This is a genomic window from Pseudidiomarina terrestris (assembly GCF_030466375.1).
Taxonomy (GTDB): domain Bacteria; phylum Pseudomonadota; class Gammaproteobacteria; order Enterobacterales; family Alteromonadaceae; genus Pseudidiomarina; species Pseudidiomarina terrestris.
Genome location: NZ_JAGGJE010000001.1, coordinates 1,253,607 through 1,271,318 on the forward strand (window position 1 = coordinate 1,253,607; position 17,712 = coordinate 1,271,318).

Annotated in this window: 18 protein-coding genes; 2 read left to right on the top strand and 16 right to left on the bottom strand. The window is 50.5% G+C overall.

What is annotated here, in order from left to right:
• Position 1: 1 nt before the first annotated feature.
• Together J6J28_RS06040 and J6J28_RS06045 are read right to left on the bottom strand one after the other, a co-directional pair.
• A complete protein-coding gene (locus J6J28_RS06040) occupies positions 2 to 2,344 on the bottom strand; it encodes an efflux RND transporter permease subunit (RefSeq protein ID WP_301720429.1) in 2,343 nt (780 codons plus the stop codon).
• A 7-nt stretch (positions 2,345 to 2,351) separates the two neighbouring features.
• The gene (locus tag J6J28_RS06045) at positions 2,352 to 3,497 is read right to left on the bottom strand and encodes a sialidase family protein (RefSeq protein WP_301720430.1); all 1,146 of its coding nucleotides are present in this window, start codon (positions 3,495 to 3,497) and stop codon (positions 2,352 to 2,354) included.
• Positions 3,498 to 3,743: 246 nt separating this feature from the next.
• Here J6J28_RS06045 and J6J28_RS06050 point away from each other — a divergent pair, with 246 nt between their 5' ends.
• Positions 3,744 to 5,099, top strand: coding sequence for a DUF1329 domain-containing protein (locus J6J28_RS06050; RefSeq protein ID WP_301720432.1), 1,356 nt, complete (start codon positions 3,744 to 3,746; stop codon positions 5,097 to 5,099).
• A gap of 75 nt (positions 5,100 to 5,174) precedes the next feature.
• Here J6J28_RS06050 and J6J28_RS06055 read toward each other — a convergent pair whose 3' ends face one another.
• Genes J6J28_RS06055 through J6J28_RS06070 form a run of 4 tightly spaced genes read right to left on the bottom strand, consistent with a single transcriptional unit; the run spans position 5,175 to position 8,494 of the window.
• Positions 5,175 to 6,038 carry an NAD(P)-dependent oxidoreductase gene (locus tag J6J28_RS06055; protein WP_301720433.1) on the bottom strand — a complete coding sequence of 288 codons (864 nt, stop codon included), beginning with the start codon at positions 6,036 to 6,038 and terminating at the stop codon, positions 5,175 to 5,177.
• Positions 6,035 to 6,958: a diacylglycerol/lipid kinase family protein gene (locus J6J28_RS06060; RefSeq protein ID WP_301720434.1), complete on the bottom strand. Its 924-nt coding sequence runs from the start codon at positions 6,956 to 6,958 to the stop codon at positions 6,035 to 6,037. Before J6J28_RS06060 ends, J6J28_RS06055 begins: the two co-directional genes overlap by 4 nt.
• Positions 6,945 to 7,715 (bottom strand): methyltransferase domain-containing protein, encoded by a 771-nt coding sequence (locus J6J28_RS06065; protein ID WP_301720435.1) that lies wholly within the window; start codon positions 7,713 to 7,715, stop codon positions 6,945 to 6,947. Before J6J28_RS06065 ends, J6J28_RS06060 begins: the two co-directional genes overlap by 14 nt.
• Positions 7,712 to 8,494 (bottom strand): Nif3-like dinuclear metal center hexameric protein, encoded by a 783-nt coding sequence (locus tag J6J28_RS06070; protein WP_301720437.1) that lies wholly within the window; start codon positions 8,492 to 8,494, stop codon positions 7,712 to 7,714. The genes J6J28_RS06065 and J6J28_RS06070 overlap by 4 nt, the downstream gene beginning before the upstream one ends.
• A gap of 81 nt (positions 8,495 to 8,575) precedes the next feature.
• On the opposite strand from J6J28_RS06070, the gene J6J28_RS06075 reads away from it, so the two are divergent.
• Positions 8,576 to 8,965 carry a hypothetical protein gene (locus J6J28_RS06075; RefSeq protein ID WP_301720438.1) on the top strand — a complete coding sequence of 130 codons (390 nt, stop codon included), beginning with the start codon at positions 8,576 to 8,578 and terminating at the stop codon, positions 8,963 to 8,965.
• Between the two features lie 69 nt (positions 8,966 to 9,034).
• On the opposite strand, the gene J6J28_RS06080 is transcribed toward J6J28_RS06075, so the two are convergent.
• From J6J28_RS06080 to J6J28_RS06125, 10 genes are all read right to left on the bottom strand, one after another.
• On the bottom strand, positions 9,035 to 9,562 hold the full coding sequence (locus J6J28_RS06080; RefSeq protein WP_301720439.1) for a DUF3833 domain-containing protein: 528 nt from the start codon (positions 9,560 to 9,562) through the stop codon (positions 9,035 to 9,037).
• Complete coding sequence (locus J6J28_RS06085; protein WP_301720440.1) at positions 9,559 to 10,080, bottom strand: chalcone isomerase family protein; 522 nt, start codon at positions 10,078 to 10,080, stop codon at positions 9,559 to 9,561. Before J6J28_RS06085 ends, J6J28_RS06080 begins: the two co-directional genes overlap by 4 nt.
• Positions 10,073 to 10,627, bottom strand: a complete 555-nt coding sequence (locus J6J28_RS06090) for a DUF2878 domain-containing protein (RefSeq protein ID WP_301720441.1) — start codon at positions 10,625 to 10,627, stop codon at positions 10,073 to 10,075. The genes J6J28_RS06085 and J6J28_RS06090 overlap by 8 nt, the downstream gene beginning before the upstream one ends.
• Positions 10,618 to 11,853 carry an SAM-dependent methyltransferase gene (locus tag J6J28_RS06095; RefSeq protein WP_301720442.1) on the bottom strand — a complete coding sequence of 412 codons (1,236 nt, stop codon included), beginning with the start codon at positions 11,851 to 11,853 and terminating at the stop codon, positions 10,618 to 10,620. Before J6J28_RS06095 ends, J6J28_RS06090 begins: the two co-directional genes overlap by 10 nt.
• A gap of 25 nt (positions 11,854 to 11,878) precedes the next feature.
• Entirely contained in the window at positions 11,879 to 12,613 is a 735-nt protein-coding gene (locus J6J28_RS06100) for a DUF1365 domain-containing protein (RefSeq protein ID WP_301720443.1), read from the bottom strand.
• A complete protein-coding gene (locus tag J6J28_RS06105) occupies positions 12,603 to 13,889 on the bottom strand; it encodes an NAD(P)/FAD-dependent oxidoreductase (protein ID WP_301720444.1) in 1,287 nt (428 codons plus the stop codon). Before J6J28_RS06105 ends, J6J28_RS06100 begins: the two co-directional genes overlap by 11 nt.
• A gap of 57 nt (positions 13,890 to 13,946) precedes the next feature.
• Complete coding sequence (locus J6J28_RS06110; RefSeq protein WP_301720445.1) at positions 13,947 to 14,672, bottom strand: SDR family NAD(P)-dependent oxidoreductase; 726 nt, start codon at positions 14,670 to 14,672, stop codon at positions 13,947 to 13,949.
• A complete protein-coding gene (locus J6J28_RS06115) occupies positions 14,672 to 15,160 on the bottom strand; it encodes a nuclear transport factor 2 family protein (RefSeq protein ID WP_301720446.1) in 489 nt (162 codons plus the stop codon). The genes J6J28_RS06110 and J6J28_RS06115 overlap by 1 nt, the downstream gene beginning before the upstream one ends.
• Before the next feature lie 64 nt (positions 15,161 to 15,224).
• On the bottom strand, positions 15,225 to 16,628 hold the full coding sequence (phrB, locus tag J6J28_RS06120) for a deoxyribodipyrimidine photo-lyase (protein WP_301720447.1): 1,404 nt from the start codon (positions 16,626 to 16,628) through the stop codon (positions 15,225 to 15,227).
• Positions 16,628 to 17,566, bottom strand: coding sequence for a YbgA family protein (locus J6J28_RS06125; RefSeq protein ID WP_301720449.1), 939 nt, complete (start codon positions 17,564 to 17,566; stop codon positions 16,628 to 16,630). The genes phrB and J6J28_RS06125 overlap by 1 nt, the downstream gene beginning before the upstream one ends.
• Positions 17,567 to 17,712: the final 146 nt, after the last annotated feature.

Genomic DNA, 17,712 nt, shown 5'->3' on the forward strand with positions numbered 1-17,712 from the left:
TTTAGGGAATCGCTTTGCCAAAGCGCGCAAACAAGCGTGCCAGAGCAGGAATTAAGATGAGCGCACCCAGCATGTTCCAGATGAACATGAAGGTCAGCAGTATGCCCATATCCGCCTGGAACTTAATCGGTGAGAAGATCCAGGTGGCGACGCCGATGGCCAGGGTTAACCCCGTAAATCCAACCGCCTTACCGGTATTATCCAGCGCATACTTGTAACACTCATTGAGGTGCATACCGCGATCGAGGCCCTCTTTCATCTTGGTATAAATGTAAATACCGTAGTCGACCCCGATACCGACACCCAGCGCAATGACAGGTAGCGTCGCGACTTTCACGCCAATCCCTAAGGTTGCCATCAGTCCCTGACTCATCACCGTCGTCAACGCCAATGGTAAAACGATACAGGCGACCGTACGGAAACTACGGAAGGTAATGAAGACCAGGACGATAACCACGCCATAAACCCAAAGCAGCATTTTGTACTGAGCGTCTTCAATAACAGCGTTGGTGGCAGCCTCAATACCTGAGTTACCGGCTGCCATCAGCAGTTCCAGTCCCTCCTGCTGATAGTTCGCGTTGAAGGTCTCGACAGCATTAACAACGGTTTTCAGAGTTTCCGCTTTGTGATCATTGAGATAAATAATGATCGGTGCCATCGAGCAGTCAGGATTAATTAATCCCGGTGGCGTACGCCCGGTGTTGGCGTTCAGGACATACTGATTACGATTCAGACTAAACCACTTCAGGTTGCCCTCGTTAAGGCCAAAAGCTCCCATTTTTGCCACATACACAACAGATTTCACATCCTGCACGCCCGGCGTATTTTCCATATGCCAGCTGAAGCGATCCATGACTTCAAGATTGTCATAAGCGATACACTGAGACGGCTCGGTCTCCGCCATCACCACGAAAATATCCGTGCTGGAACTGTAATTATCCACGATAAATTTATTATCGAGATTGTAGCGGCTGTCCGGCCGTAATTCCGGTGCACCGGCATCCAGATCTCCAATTTTCAGCTGTTGCCCCTGCACCAAGCCCCAGGTCAAGCCAATCAGCGCTACAACTAATGCACTATAGGCCCACTTAGGCTCTGAGAAGCGTTCGAACAAGGTCAACACCGGATGGTCCTGGTCGCGCACGCGCTCGCTATACTTACGTCCGCGTTCAGAAATGCCCGTATAGGACATGAGAATCGGCAACAGACCCAGATTGGTCAGCACCACCACCGCAACACCTATACTGGCAGCAATGGCGAGTTCCTGAATCACTGCGATATCGATCACCATCAGTGTGGTAAAACCAATGGCATCAGAAATCAGCGCAGTGAGACCTGCAATGTAAAGCGCACGAAAAGCGAGTCGCGAAGACATCACCCGATCATGTCCCTCGACACGGTTGGTGCTCATGGCATTGATGATCTGCACCCCATGGCTGACACCAATCGCAAAAACTAAGAATGGAACCAGCATGGAATAAGGATTGATGCCGCTGCCGATCAGTTTAATGATCCCCAGTTGCCAGACTACCGCGATAATTGAGCAACTCAGAACCGCGAAGGAACTGCGCCAGCAACGGCTGTAAGCAAACAACATGACCAGGGTAATGATAATCGCCAGCAAAAAGAACAATCCGACCTGCATTGCACCATCGATCAGGTCACCAATGATTTTGGCAAAGCCGGTGATGTGAATTTTAACATCGTCAGATTGGTATTTATCACGCACCTGCTCTTCGAGCCGTTCCGAAAAAGCCTGATAATCCAGAGGTTCACCGGTATCTGGATTGATTTCGTTCAACGGCACATAAATCAGCGCCGATTTAAAATTGTTGGCAACCAGATTCCCTACTTCGCCTGAGCGCAAAACATTGGTGCGCAGTTGCTCAAGCGACTCTTGCGAAGCATCCCAGGAGTCTGGAATCACCGGTCCGCCGACGAAACCCTCTTCGGTCACTTCGCTCCAGCGCACGTTCGGCGTCCATAGACTCTTTAGCCCGGCGCGATCAACGCCGGGAATAAAGAAGACTTCATCGGTGATTTCCTGCAGGGTTTTCTGGAAATCTGCGGTGAAAATGGTGTCGTCAGTGGTTTCCACTGCAATGCGCACCACATTGCCCAGACTGGCCAGGTCGTCTCTATGCTCAAAGTAATTTTGAATAAAGGGATGATTGGTAGGAATCATCTTGGTCAAACTGGCTTCCGGGCGTACCTGACTGGCATGCCAACCCAGAAATACCGTCAAGAGCACAAACAGAACGACCCAAAGCGGACGGAAATTGAAAATTAAGCGCTCGAGAAAAACGCTCTTATCTGTTGTTTTTGCTACCTGCTGTTCAGACATTGCGATCTTATTCCTTCTCGGTTAGCGCAGAGCTTGGCATTGACAGAACGCCACGTTGACCTACCAGGGTCAAATCACCGTCATCGTTAATGACAAGATCAGTTAACGCTGCGCCACTTTTATGGGTCTGCTCGGTCAGCTCTCCGCTTTCTGAGAGATAAGCTACCACCCCTGCATTACCGACAAAATACAAGCCGTTTGCCGGGGCATTAACCGCCGCATTAATATTGACAGGATCTTCCAGTTTCAGCTGAGTAAACGAATCGCCCTGGTCTTCGCTGACAAAAATATTACCGCGTAAACCGTAGACCCAGAGCCGATCCTGTTGATCCACATACATACCAAAGAACGAGCCGTAATAAGGTGAGTCAAGGGTTTCCCAGGTGGTGCCCCGATCGTTGCTACGAAACAGTTGTCCTGCTTCGCCAGCAAGAAACAGGGTCTCGCCTGAACGTTGCATCGCATTCAAATGGAAGCCATCAGGATTCTCGATGCGTTCGTCAAAGATCTGCCAGCTGGCACCGCCGTCTGCACTGTAGAGGAGTGCTCCATAAGCGCCACTGACTAGCAGCTCATCCGCTGATAACGCCAGCACGTCCAGAAAAGGTTTAGTTGGCCCTTCTTCCTTGGCAAACGTGGCGTTATCGAGACGAAAAAGCGCTTCATCGAGCAAAAATTCCAATTCCGCGGCTGCATCAGCGTCAAGCTCATCATTGGCAAGCTCTTCTTCAAGTTCATTGACACGCTGCTGGTAATAAGCGACTTGCAGATCAATGTACTGAAAGCCATCTAACTGGCGCTGCCAGGACAAGCCACCATCGGAGGTTTTTAAAATTACGCCATGGTGACCCACAGCCCAACCCAGAGAATCTGAGGCAAAATCCACGCTGGTAAGAAACACACTGGTTGGCACGTCAGCTTGTTGCCAAGCTTCACTGCCATGCTCGCGGGTCACAACAACACCATAATCCCCCACAGCTACCTGGCGGTCTGCCGTGCTGGTAATTTCTGTCAACACCGCGGACGTCGCTTCTGGAGCAATCATCGCGGGAGCGTAGATAACGTCATAGTCGTCAACCGGCGCGTCTTGCGCTGCAGCAGTTAAACTAAACGCCAGAGCCACTGCGCTTGCACAGACCCTAGTTCTTATCATGGAACCCTCTTGCTTTTTATCTGTCTTAGAATTGTTATCTTTACTGTTGCAAATTTTTCGTAAGCCGTACATGCTATGGAAAAATTCGTACAGGTCAAACCAGCTGCTACCTTACCGTGAGATGTTTTCAAACGCTAGTACCAGCCGGGGAATTAATTTAGACTCTTGTTACTATAGCTTTCGAAGTTTACCTTAAGTAAAAGTACGTAAAGTATAAGTACATAGAACAAACAAGGAAATTCAATCATGAATAAAATTATGCTGAAGGCTGGGGTTTTCGCGCTATCTGTGATTTCAGCAAGCGTGATGGCGAAAGTTCCACCCGAACAAGCTGCACGCTTAGGTAATGATTTAACCCCGGTAGGTGCTGAGATGGCAGGTAATGCCGATGGCTCAATACCTGCCTGGACTGGCGGCTATAGTGTAGACGCTGACGGTGCTACACCAGAGCGTCCTGCTGACCCTTATGCAGATGATGAAATTCTGTTCACCATCACCAGTGCTAATCTGGATGAGCACAAAGACATGCTTTCTGCCGGTCAGGTTGCCATGTTCAAAAAGTATCCTGATTTCAAAATGAACATCTACCCGACTCACCGATCAGCAGCGTACCCACAAGAAGTGTACGACGTGATTAAAGAGAACGCGGTCAACGCCGAGCTTGTTGCCGGTGGTAACGGTCTGGAAGACTTTAAAATGCATATCCCGTTCCCTATCCCAGCGAACGGTAATGAAGTGATCTGGAACCACATTACCCGCTATCGCGGTGGCGCGGTGGAGCGCTTAGTGAACCAGTTCCCGGTGCTTGAAGACGGCAATTTCGTGCCAGTACTGCTGCGCGAAGCTTTGGTTTTCCCTGAGTACATGAAAAGTGGTCGTGAAGCGGCTGATGACAACATTCTGTTCTATTTCTTGCAGGAAGTTCTGGCTCCTGCGCGTCAAACCGGTACCGTCCTGTTGGTTCATGAAACCATCAACCAGGTAAAAGAAGGTCGTCGCGCATGGCTGTATAATGCCGGTCAACGTCGCGTTCGTCGCGCACCTAATGTTGCCTACGACGGCCCGGGTACAGCATCTGATGGCCTACGTACATCAGACGGCCTGGACATGTTTAACGGTGCACCGAACAAGTACAACTGGGAGCTGGTCGGTAAACGTGAAATGTATATCCCGTACAACAACTTCAAGTTGATGGACACCAGCTTATCTTATGATGACATCATCAACCCTGGCCATATGGATCAGGATCTGGTGCGCTATGAAAAACACCGCGTCTGGGAAGTGAAAGCGACTCTGAAAGATGGCGAACGTCATATTTACCAGACCCGTCACATGTTCATTGACGAAGATACCTGGACAGCCAGCGTCATCGACCATTACGACAACCGTGGCGAACTGTGGCGTGTAGCTGAAGCTTACAATACTCAGTTCTACTACCACGATACTCCATGGATGGCTGCTGAGGCACTGTATGACCTGAACTCTGGTCGTTACATCGTGCTTGGTCTTGCCAATGAAGAGTCCTCTTACATGGACTTCGAAATTGAGCCAGAGCGCAGTGACTTCAGTACTTCTGCGCTACGCCGCATGGGTATTCGCTAAGCCTTGTCGTTCAGGCCTTAAGCAAAACACAAAAAAAACCCCGCTAATGCGGGGTTTTTTATTACCTTGGCCGCCTTACTTCTCAAGCCGCGCCAACAAACTGGACGTATCCCAACGGCTGCCTCCCAGCTGCTGAACTTCAGCATAAAACTGATCCACCAATGCTGTCAGTGGCATGCTCAGACCGTTCCGGTCGGCCTCTTGTAACGCAATCTTCAGATCCTTACGCATCCAGTCCACCGCAAAACCATGCTCATAATGGCCTTCCCACATCGTCTTGTAACGGTTTTGCATTTGCCATGAACCTGCCGCTCCCTGACTGATCGCGCGAATCAAAGTATCCGCGTCCAAGCCAACTTTGCGAGCCAGTTGCAGGCCTTCAGCAAGCCCCTGAACAACGCCCGCAATACAGATCTGGTTCACCATCTTGGCCAACTGTCCATGCCCAGCCGGGCCCATGTATTCGCGCGTTTTACAATAACACTCCAACACCGGCTGAACCTCATCGAAGGCTTCCTTATCACCGCCAATCATGGCCGTCAGCACGCCATTGATTGCGCCCTGTTCGCCGCCCGAAACGGGAGCATCGAGAAACAAGGCGACGCGCTGATGAACTTCATCGGCCAGCTCCTGAGCAAGTTCGGCTGATGCCGTGGTATGGTCGATGACGATAGTATTTTCACTAATGCTGGCAAGCAAGCCATGGTCACCGTAAAAAACGCTTCTTACATCCTCATCATTGCCAACACATACCATTACAATATCCGCGTCAAGCACGGCTTCCCGAGGAGTATCAGCACTTTTCCCGCCGAATTCCTCAACCCACTTGCTGGCTTTTGCGCTGGTGCGGTTGAACACCGTTGTAGCAAACCCTTTTTGTTGCAGATGGCCTGCCATGGGGTAGCCCATAACGCCCAGCCCAATAAAGGCACATTTCATAGTGAAACTCCTTTGTTCTTATGATGAATAGGTCGGCGCACGGCTAAGCCGCCGACGATGATTTCAATGTTCACCGGACCCTGCAAGCTGGTGGTGTCACCATCCAGCTCAATCGTCGCGTGTTGATCACCAAGGCTGCCCTGCGTCGCCTCAGTGAAATCGATACTGGCGCTGCGCTCAGGTTGCTGGCGTAAGATCCAGTACAATGCATTAAGCTGACGCCAGCGAGCGCGTTGCGGCAACCTTAGAAAACCAATTTGCTGTCGTTGCGTATCTGCTTGGGGGTAGACCACGATGCCGCCACCAATCCTCCGACTTATCGCCGCCACCTGGAACTCGTCAAAGCCCGCTTTACGGTCTGTACCATTACGTGCAATCTTACAACGCTGGGAGGGGCGCGTGAAAAGATAACGAAATAGCGCTAAAAGATAGCTGTAACGCCCGAATACTTGCTTAGCACGCGGGCTCTGTAACTGTTGCAGAGCGACGCTGATGCCACAGCCTGCGTGATTAACAAAGTAACAGTCTCCCGCTTTCCCGAGATCCCGGCGGCTGAGTTCGCCCTCGCTTTGCAATCGCCAGCGCCAGTCGCCAATGCCCAGCCCCGCGGCAAAGTCATTGCCGGTACCACAGGGGATGACACTTATTTCAAACTCCACCGTCGCTGCGCACTGGGCAACAATATTGACACTACCATCACCGCCAATCACAAGACACTCGCGATGCTCGGCGTCAGCGTTGCGGCTTAGCCAGTCTTGCAGGAGTGCGATATCTTTGTTGCGGTCTGGGCTACTGGCAAGTAATTCAACCTGAGCCAGACCGTATTGGTGCACAAGCTGCTGTTGATAGGCATCGGCATAACGGCGCGCGTGCGACAAGCTTGATTTATAGTAAATTGCGTAGGCTTTACTGCGCGGCATGACGGATTTGCCAGTGCTGATAACGCCCCAGTTCTGAAAATGGTTCGGTCTGACTGTACTTCAGTTCAAGCCGCAACAGTTGCTCAAACCGTTCAGCATTCAACGGCTCGCGTAAATAGTCGTGAAAACAACGAACTCCTGTGCGCTGCATGACCGTCAGCTTATGCTGCGCCAGCCAGTCCTCCAGTTGCTGCGGAGCAATGGGCTGCTGCGGGCTCATCCGCACGCGCTTTTTGACCTGCAAATCAGCTTCAACATAGTCAAAGTTGCCAAACACCATGTTCGCCATAAGCTTGGCGTTACGGTTATAAAACATCAGAGACAGTGCGCCATCGGCCTTTAAAAATTGCTGCAAAACCTGCAAGGCACTGGCTGGATCTGCCAGCCATTCTAAAACAGCATGGCATAACACCACGTCAAACTGTTGCCTGCCAATTCGATCAGGTAGTTCCTGCAGCGGAGCCGTGAAATAGGAGTAATACGAGCTTAGCCCGGCAGCCTGATGCTGCTCGCGCGCTGCTGCAACCATCTCATCAGCAATGTCAGTATGCACCACATTATGCCCATGCCGTGCGAAGTTCTGCGAAAACTGACCAATACCGGCGCCGACATCGAGTACCGAAAGCGGACGTGCACCGGTATACAAGGGCTCTAAGTCCCGCTCCAGTACCGCCAGACGAATCTTTCCTTTAGCGGTCGCATAAATATTTTTTGCAAATTTATCCGTAAGTCCGGCAAAGCTCTGGTCGTTTCTCATGCCGGGCTGTCGATATCAATAAACTGATGGGTCAGGCCAAATTTTTCAGCCAAATGCTCGCCCAGTGCCTGGATGCCATAGCGCTCTGTGGCATGATGGCCCGCCGCAAAAAATGCGATGCCCTGCTCGCGTGCACTATGCACTGTGGGTTCGGACACTTCCCCGGTAATAAATAAATCACAACCCGCCGCCGCAGCGAGATCGATAAACCCCTGGCCTCCGCCCGTGCACCAGGCAATTTTACGCACAGGATGTTGCGATTCGTGTACCGAACAAACAAGTGAACGACCGAGTTTAGTTTCCAGCTGCAGCGCCACTTGTTCGGCAGTTTCTGTATGCGACAACTCAGTGTACATCACCACGCCCTCGGGTTCGGCCGAAGCTAAGACCGATGGCTCAGGCCAGTCCATGAGGCGGGCCAGTTGTGCGTTATTGCCAATGCGGAGATGTACGTCGAGCGGTAAGTGATAGGCAAACAAATTGATATCATTACGTAACAGGGTTTGCACACGGCGCTTCTTCATCCCCTTGATCGGCTGCGGCTCGCCCTTCCAGAAGTAGCCGTGATGTACCAGAATTGCATCAGCGTCGGTAACCAGGGCGCGTTCCAGTAACTCCTGACAAGCCGTCACTCCGGTGACAATCGACTGAATATGAGGCCGGCCTTCAATTTGCAGCCCATTCGGACAGTAGTCCTTAATAGTATCGACTGCTAAAAAGTCCCGTAAATAGGCTTCTAATTGTTCACGTTCCACGCGTTTTACCTCTTGTTTTAACATTTTGCGCTCAATAATAGACATAGTGCGCAAAAAGCGGTATAAAAATGGAGAACTTTTACTCAATATGCAAAGGATTTATCCATGAGCAAACTTGATAAAGACCAGGTCCTCGCTGATTTTACTGCAGCTTATGAAAAGGCTCACGGTAAAAAACCAACTATCGAAGCAAGTAGCGGTTGGTACAGTGTTGATGGTGGCAAAAATATGCGTCTGGCACAACTCGCAGAGGAAGCTAAGACGTTAGTTGGTGGTAGTAAGCCTGCGGCGGCAAAAGCCAAATCGAAACCTGCGGCGAAAGCTGAGAAACAACCCACTGCGAAAGTTGCAAAAAAACCTGCATCAAAACGCCTTGCGGAGAATAAATCTACAGCGAAGAAGTCGGCAAGTTCTGGTGGCTTAACAGCTCGCGAACTGTGGCGCGAAAAACTGGAACAAGGTAGTTCGTTATCACGGTTACCACGCGGTTTCTAAGACGTTGGTATAAACGAAAAAAGCAGCTCAAAGGAGCTGCTTTTTTATTGCCAGATCATCAACAAAACATTACTTTTTGCCGATGTAGAGTGTGATCTCGCCGACATTTATCCCGTACTTGTACATGTGCGTACGGTTGATCATATTGTCTTCGTCAACCAGATAAAGCCAATCATCCAGTTTCACCGAGAAAGGTTCGCCATCGAGCTCAATAGTCAGAACGTAGCTCCAGTTGAGGACATTGCCTGCCACTTTACCTTTCGCCACGCCCTCGACATCACTGGCGCGACCTTCATACTGGTCCGGCGCGGTTTTAGTAATATACCAGATACGTTTTTGCTCACGGCCATCGGCGTAATAGAAGGTTTCATCAAGTACGCCTTCATTGCCCTCCCAGCTGCCCACCAGATCGACACGAAAACGTTGAATGACTTCACCACTGTAATCCTGAACCATGCCGTAGGCGACCAGTTCACCGTTAAAAAACTCCTCTAATTTCAGGTGAGGTTCTTTATCACGGTAGGTGTCTAATGACGTGGAGCACCCGATCATGGCGAACATCACCAGTATCATTGCTGTTGCGGATAGTTTTTTCATTGGTCTGCTCCTATTAGTTCGTTGCGCTCTTCTTTGAACCTTGAATCAGGACTTAGCCAAATCGCTAAAAAGTCATCGGTAAATTCACTCGACTCGATGGTGCCAAGTTCCTTATCCGTGTTGAAAAATTGACTCTGCCCTTGCGCATTCTCAACCAGCATAAGGCAATCACCTGCTTGGACGTCCGGCCATATACGGTTGAGCTTAGCCAACCACTCCTGATGTGTGGGTGTTATTTCGATACCCAACCGCTGCCATTCTTCTTTGGTCGTGTCGACCAGGTCTGCGGCTTCGATTTCTCGCAAATAACTGAGTCGTAAAGCCCGCCGGTCGTAGTCTTTATAATTGCCACTATCGGTCAGCAGCTCGGCGTCATAGACGTCCCAAAACCAGACACTTAAACGTGTACTGCCCACCGTCTGCAGTGAACTTGCCGCAGCGGGCGAACATTGTGCGGAGGCGGCGCCACTTGCCAGCAACCCCGTAAGTAATGTGATCGTAATCAGTACGTTAGCCATGCGCTGTCTCCCTTGTTGTCGCGTAGGTCGCTGCATTACGCTTCATCAGATAGGCAAATATAACCATATACAGTGCCCATAGTATTCCGTAGGCAATCCACATCAGATACTCATCAACCAATAGCTCTGCTGCGCCCAGGCGGCTGCCGATGGCGTAAGTCAAAGGCCCTGAAGCCAAGCCAAGCAATGCTGCTAGCACATAGCGACCCGACAACCAGTCAAGACTTGTGGTCACCATCGCCGCGAAGCCAAACCACAAAGCGATCAACCATAGCGGTAACCAGCCGCCGGTAAAATCAAGTATGCCCAAAGCCACTACCGTGCTTTCAAGGGCGAGCCCCAGTACCAGCAACTGCAAAAATAGTACCCAGCTAAATCCTTCGCGCGTACTGCTCAGGTAAATTTGTACAGCTACAATCGGCAAAGCTATCGGCAACCAGGGTTCACGACCGGCAACAGTGCTGAACCAGACCAAATCAAACCAGAGCAGTCCGGCTATGCGGCGCAGGTTATCTTTTGCCAGCCACTGTTTGAGCTTCAGCGACATGCAGGTTTACTCGCTACCAGTTGCACTGCCGAGACGCTCCGTTCAAGGAAGCCACCTTCGCAGTAGCAGAGGTAAAAATTCCATAACCGACCAAAGCGCGCGTCATAACCTTGGTCTTGCAGTTGCGGATGCGCGGCATTAAAACGCTGACGCCAGTCATGCAACGTTTGCGCATAGTCAAAGCCAATATCATCCAACTTACGCACCACCATGTCGGTGTGCTTGGTGAACATTTCAGTAATCATCGTCAACGACGGTAAGAAACCGCCCGGAAAGATATGTTGCTGAATAAAGTCGACCGAATTGGCATAGCTTCGCATGCGTTGGTCGGCAATGGTTATCGCCTGCAGTGCCATTTTGCCATCGGGCTTAAGCAACCGGCTGCAGGTTTGAAAATAAGTCGCCATATAGTGGCGGCCCACGGCTTCAATCATTTCCACCGAGATCAACTTATCGTATTGCCCTTGCAGGTCACGATAGTCATTTTTAAGAACAGTGATTTGCTCCGCCAGACCTTCCTCCTGAACCTTCTGCTTTGCGTACTCATACTGCTCGTTCGAGATGGTCGTAGTGGTCACTTTACAGCCGTAGTGTTTAGCCGCGTACACGGCTAAACCACCCCAGCCGGTACCGATCTCTAACAAATGGTCATTCGGTTGCAGATCCAGACTGTCGCACAGACGCTTTAACTTGTGTACCTGTGCTTCCGCCAGAGTACTCTCGGGATTCGGGTAGACTGCACTGGAATACTGCATGGCTGGATCAAGAAAACTCTGATAGAGATCATTACCGAGATCATAGTGGGCGGATATGTTTTCTTTCGCTTGCTGTTTATGATTGCGACGCCGCCAGTGCTGAAATTTCTGCCAGGGCAACAGCAACCAGCTGAATTTCGCTTCAAAAGCATCTAGTGCCGGCAGGTTGCGGGCAAAAAGTTGAATAACGGTGGTCAGATCAGGGGTTTCCCAGGACTTATCGATAAAAGTTTCGCCTGAAGCGATACTGCCGCCAAGCAACAGCCGCCGATAAAAACTGGGGCGCAAAACATTAATCTCGGCCTTGAGGTCACTCTCTTTCGAACCGAACTGGCCCAGAATGACGCCCTGTTCACGCAGGGTCACATAGCCATCCTGTAACTCACTTAACAGACGAAGCACGGCACGGCGTGCCCATTTATCCGTCGTCGTTCCCTGATTCATTGTTACTAACGCGGTCTCTGTATTCATCGGATCCTTAAACCCTTTGGTCTGATTAATTTTTGTGGTCGTAAACGGGTGTCCGTTTTAACCATAACCGTAATGCCTGCCAGTAAATCGCTGCAACGGTCGTTAAGGTATTAATTGGGTACCTTAGCAATACGCTTCGAATCGCCCGACGGTTCAGTTCCTGACGCTGCAATTTTAAAGTTGCGGTAAAATGACGTTCACCTTTGTGCGCTGCCAGATGAATCATGCTTTTGTGATTAGCACACATTTTGGGTGGTTTAATTTGCCATTCATAACGCATATCCAACGGGTTAAAAGGCGATACGTGAAAAGCTTTGTCGTGACTTAATTCTTCGTTCAGGTCGAGCAAATAATAGTGGCGCTCATTCCAGGGGGTATTGCTCACTTCCGCCAGCATGTGACTGTAGTCTTGTTGCCCGGGGGGTTGTAGGAAGTAACAGTTGATCGGGCTAAAATAAAGTCCAAAAGTTCGCAAGTTACCGAGCAAGAAGACCCGCCCTTCCAGGCGTTTGCCGGCCAGCGCTGCCATTTTCTCACGCACAGCCGTCGCCAGATCCCCTTGTGTTCCCCGTAAATAATCCTGACGCCGCAGCCATAAAGGGGCAAAACCTCGGGTTGAGAGTAATTTGCTTTGTCGCTGCAGTTGCTCAAGCTCATCTAACGCTACCCACCACTGCGCGGTCGCGTAATCAAACTGATGCTGGGTAGGTTGCAAACGCCGGTGATAGACCCGACCGCGCAAAATCGCGCTACTCAACATGCCATTCCACTCCTAGTCGACGCACCACATCTAAAGCACTGCGCACACCATCTTCATGAAAGCCGTTGTACCAATAAGCACCACAGAAATGGGTGTGTTGATGACCACAAATACTGTCGCGCTGAGCCCTCGCCCGCATCGATTCCAGGCTATAGACCGGATGCGCGTACGTGTAACGACCAAGAATACGTTCGGCTTGAATAGCATCGGTGTTGTTTAAGGTCACACAGAAGGTTTCCGGCGCATCGATACCCTGCAGTATATTCATGTTGTAGGTCACCGAACTTGGCCGCTGCCTGGCATCGTCTCCATTGTGCAATAAATAGTTCCAACTCGCCCAGGCACGTCGCTCGCGGGGCAGTAGACGAATATCGGTATGTAGCACCACCTCGTTGTCCTGGTATGGAATAGCGCCCAGGACCTGTTGTTCGGCAGCGGTTGGCTCCGCCAGCAGAGCTAAAGCCTCATCACTGTGGCTGGCAATAATGACCTCATCAAAATCCTGCATGTCGCCGTCGGCGAACTCAAGAGTCACCGCACTGTTTCTTCCCGCCATAGCACGATGAATGGCCTTGATGTTTACGTTTAGGTGCACGCGATCGGCGCGAATCAGATCACCAAGCAAGGGTTCAATATAGCTGGAAGAGCCACCACAGACCGTAGCCCATTGCGGCCGATCGGCCACGTTTAACAAGCCGTGGTTTTCGAAGAATCGTAAAAAGAAGTCGAGCGGGAAGTCGGCGGCCTCATCAATACTGGCTGACCAGATCGCTGCCACCATCGGCAATAGATAATAATCGGCAACGTCCTGGGGCAACTGTTGCTCACGCAAGAATTCACCCAGCGTCTGAGTGACTTTGCGATCAAGGTTCTGATGCGCAGCTTTGGCTTGTTTGTTGAACTTCAAAATGCCTGTTATCAACCTGAAGAAAGCCGGACTGAACAGGTTTTTGCGCTGCGCGAACAAGGTGTTGATAGAGTTGCCGTTGTATTCGAGACCCGAGTCTGGGTCGCGAACACTAAAGCTCATTTCAGTGTCCCGCCATTGCACACCAATCTTCCGCATGAGCGCGCGAAAATTCGGATAAGTGCGATCATTGAACACAATGAAACCGGTATCGATAGCGTAACTTTTGCCCTGCACTTCAACATCGACCGTGCGTGTGTGTCCGCCAATGTAATCATTCTTCTCAAACAGCTGCACCTCATGCTGTTCGTTTAACAAGTGGGCACAGGTCATTCCTGCAACACCGCTGCCAATTACCGCTATTTTCATGCTGTTTATTCCTACATCACCCGGATAACGACCCCTAAAGAGCCAGCTAAGCGCTGGCTAAGTGGCCTGCTTGAATCGTCGCGACAATGCCAACTGCCAGCTCTGCGGCAGACGGGAGGCAAATTTTAAGAACCAGCCAAAGGTTCTGGGAAAGGTGATATCAAGACGATTCTTGTCGATACCCCGGCGGATAAAATCAGAAGCATACTCGACACTGACCTGCATCGGCATTTCAAAATCATTTTGTTCTGTCATTGGCGTCTCGACAAAACCTGGTGAGACACTTAGCACTTTGATACCGCGTTCTTCAAGATCAACCTGCAGACTCCGGGTAATATAGTGAATGGCCGCTTTCGAGCCGCCATACGCCTCGGCTCGGGTAAAAGGGAGGAGCCTTGCGGTACTGCCAACAATGACCAGCTTTGAGCCAGCTTTGAGATTCGGCAGCAGCGCCTCAACACAGCGCATGGTGCCGACAACGTTGATGTTGAACACGCGGGCAAATAGATCGGCATCGAAATTATCAATGTCGAGGTACTCGCAAACCCCCGCAACCAGAATGACCAAATCGATATCTGTATAGCCGCGCAAGTTCTGAATGGTGGTGTCTTTGTCGGAGATATCCAGCTGTTGTCCGGCAATAGCATCCGGAAAACGTTGCTCAAGTTCAGCAAGAGCTTGCTCGTTCCGTCCACAAGCGACAATGTGATGACCGGCTTTAGCATAATCACACGCCAGCTGTTTACCAATACCAGAGGTTGCTCCAGTAATAAGAATATTCATTATGGCACCATACGCTCTTTTATTTTGTGAATGACGTAGCCAAGCAAGGAGACATGCTCGTAGATCATGGCACCCAAATCATAGTAATCGCGTTGCTGTATGATTTTGTCATCTTTGAATTCCAGATGACTGACCCCTGGCACTACAATTTCTTCGCCACCACCGAGCTTTGGGTGACACAGTCGCATCTGCCAGTTGACGAACACGTGGGCGCCATTTTCGGCATACTCGGTAAAGGCAAAGTGACACTGCTCGACCCCTTCCATGGTGCCTTTAAAATAACTCTTCAAATCATCCAGACCATGCACCTGATGAATAGGATCTATAAAAGTAACGTCCTCATGATAAAGCTCGTCGAGCTTATCAATGTTTACATCACTGAATTCATCATAGTATTTGAGTAGACGTTCTATGACTTCCGGGTACTCTTCTTTTTTAGCAAGTTCTTCAGCTTTATTTACCGGTTCTTCGTCTTTATCGTCCGCCATGATCTGCCTCCTTCTTGCTTAGCCAGTTTCCATCAATTCAACTCAATTAAGTGTAGCTGGTTTTCTACAATGCTTTGAACTTACGCAGAAAATCTTCCCGCGCTTGTTTATGATTAACAATAGGCTCAGCATAGTCCACACCCTTTGCCTTTGCCCATTCTGCCGGCTCATGGATTTTACTCGTCGGACAATCGCTTAACTCTTCAATGTAGGTACGGATGTAGCTGCCGTCGGGATCAACTTTTTTACTCTGCGAAGTGGGGTTGAACACCCGGAAATAAGGCACTGCGTCTGTCCCTGTCGATGCGCTCCATTGCCAGCCACCGTTGTTGGCAGGAAAACTGCCGTCAATCAGGTTTTCCATGAAAAACTGCTCACCTTTGCGCCAGTCCAGCTGCAGGTCTTTTACTAAAAAATTAGCCACAATCATCCGTACCCGATTGTGCATCCAACCTTCCTTTTGTAGTTGTCGCATGCCCGCGTCAACGATTGGAAAGCCGGTACGCCCTTCACACCAGGCCTGGAAGTCAGCCTCGCTGTCGCGCCATGCAAAGGCTTCGGTATGAGGCTGAAAGGCCTTACCTTGGCTTAGTCGCGGTACAGCAGCCATGAGGTGCTGATAGAACTCCCGCCAGGCCAGCTCGCTTAACCAGGTTCTCGCCCCTTCGTTAAGACCATCAGGAAACTCCGGTGTTTCACGCTGGAGCATGCGTGCAGCCGTTTGCGGCCCTAACACACCAAGCTCCCAATAAGGCGATAATTTGGACGTGCCGTTTATTGCCGGCAAGTCGCGATCAGCGTTGTAATCACTGACCTGTTGATTGATAAATTCTTCAAGTTGTTGGTACGCGGCTTGTTCTCCTACTAGCCACGCTGAACTGTCGCGTCGCGGGTAGTCAACGCGATCCGGAAAGTCAGGGCAATTCACCGCAGCACGATCGGGTCGGCCATAGAGACTGGGGAGTCCGGTCACGCGCAGATGTTCAAGCCAGGAGCGAAAGTAGGGGGTGAACTTTTTATAGTAATCGCCTGCTTGCGTACGTAAAACTGGCGGTACCAGTAGCATACCATGGAAGGTTTGAACGCCAATCCCCTGCTCGGCCAGCCAGCTGCGAGTGCCGCGATCACGTTTTTGCTCATCCACGGGATATTCGGTATTAAAGGCAACCTCGGTAATATCGTACTGACTGCAAAAATCACGCACCACCCGCGGCACGGTCTGCCAGTTACGGACCCCTTTAATGTGCAGCGCAATACCCCACTGCGCAGCTTCCTCTTGCAGGCTTTGCAAGTGGCGTAACAGTAAATCGACCTTGATTGGCGCCCACTGATGCCGTTGCCACTGCTCTTCGCTGTACAAGTACAGGCCGTATATAGGATCGTTTTTATCGCTGGCTGATAAAACACTGGCAACCGCGGGATTGTCACGTAAGCGTAAGTCATTGCGAAACCAAATCAATCGAGCCATCAGATACCGTACCTTAGTTTTAAATCCTTGGGATAAGGATTCAGATAACGCTGCCCTGAAAGGTAATCGCTCGGGTGCTCCCGCAGGTAATGCCGTAACAGAGTGAGGGGTACCAGCAACGGCTCCGTTCCTTTGCGGTAAGATAAAATACTGTCCGTCAGCTCCTCCCTTTGGGGCGCTGTTAAATGTTGTTTGAAATAGCCCTGAATGTGTTGCAATACGTTGGTGTGATTGGCACGCGTGGCCGGGGTTGCCAGCGCCGCCATCACCTTTTCGATGTATTCGGTCCGCGCTTGAGTCGTCACCTCTTGCATCTGCGCTACCTCACGCCCCAGGGCACGGTAAGCATCCTGGTTGTGCGCTAACAACAACAACTTCAAGCTGGTATGAAAGCCTAATAAATCAGCTTTACTTAAAGGGTCCGGCAGCTGCTGCCAGGATGCATAGACATAGACCCTCATAACGAAATTTTCGCGCAGCAGCGGATCGTTAAGGCGGCCATCCTCTTCCAGCGGTAACGCCGGATAACGCTGCCGTAGTTGTGCCGCAAAAATGCCCTCGCCCTCCTTGCGGGCATGCCCATTGACCGGGTCATACAACTTCACTCTTTCCATGCCGCAACTTGGCGACTTCGCGCACAGAACATAACCACTGATATGGGTTAAATGCCCCTGGGCTCGCTCGGCGAAGCCGATCAACCGGTCAGTCACATCTTCGCCCGTTTTAGGAACGATGGCACGGGTTTCTCCCTCGTGTTGCTCGAGTCGAATCGTAGGTCGTGGCACTGGCATGCCTATGCCTACCTCGGGGCAAAGTTTTACGAATTCGACATGACGCCCGAGCTCTTCCTGACAAAAGGCCGAGCGCTTATGTCCACCATCAAAGCGCACTTCGTCGCCCAGTAAACATGCACTGATCCCAACTTTGATTTGTTGCATATATCCCTCATGAAAACTTGTTACTGCGAACATTACGCTTACTTAAGAAAAAAGTTCAATAGTAAGGATCTAATTCAACAAAGTTATCGTAACAAATGCATCTACATAATAATTAAAGACAGAAGCCAGCAGCTCAAGAGGCTAAC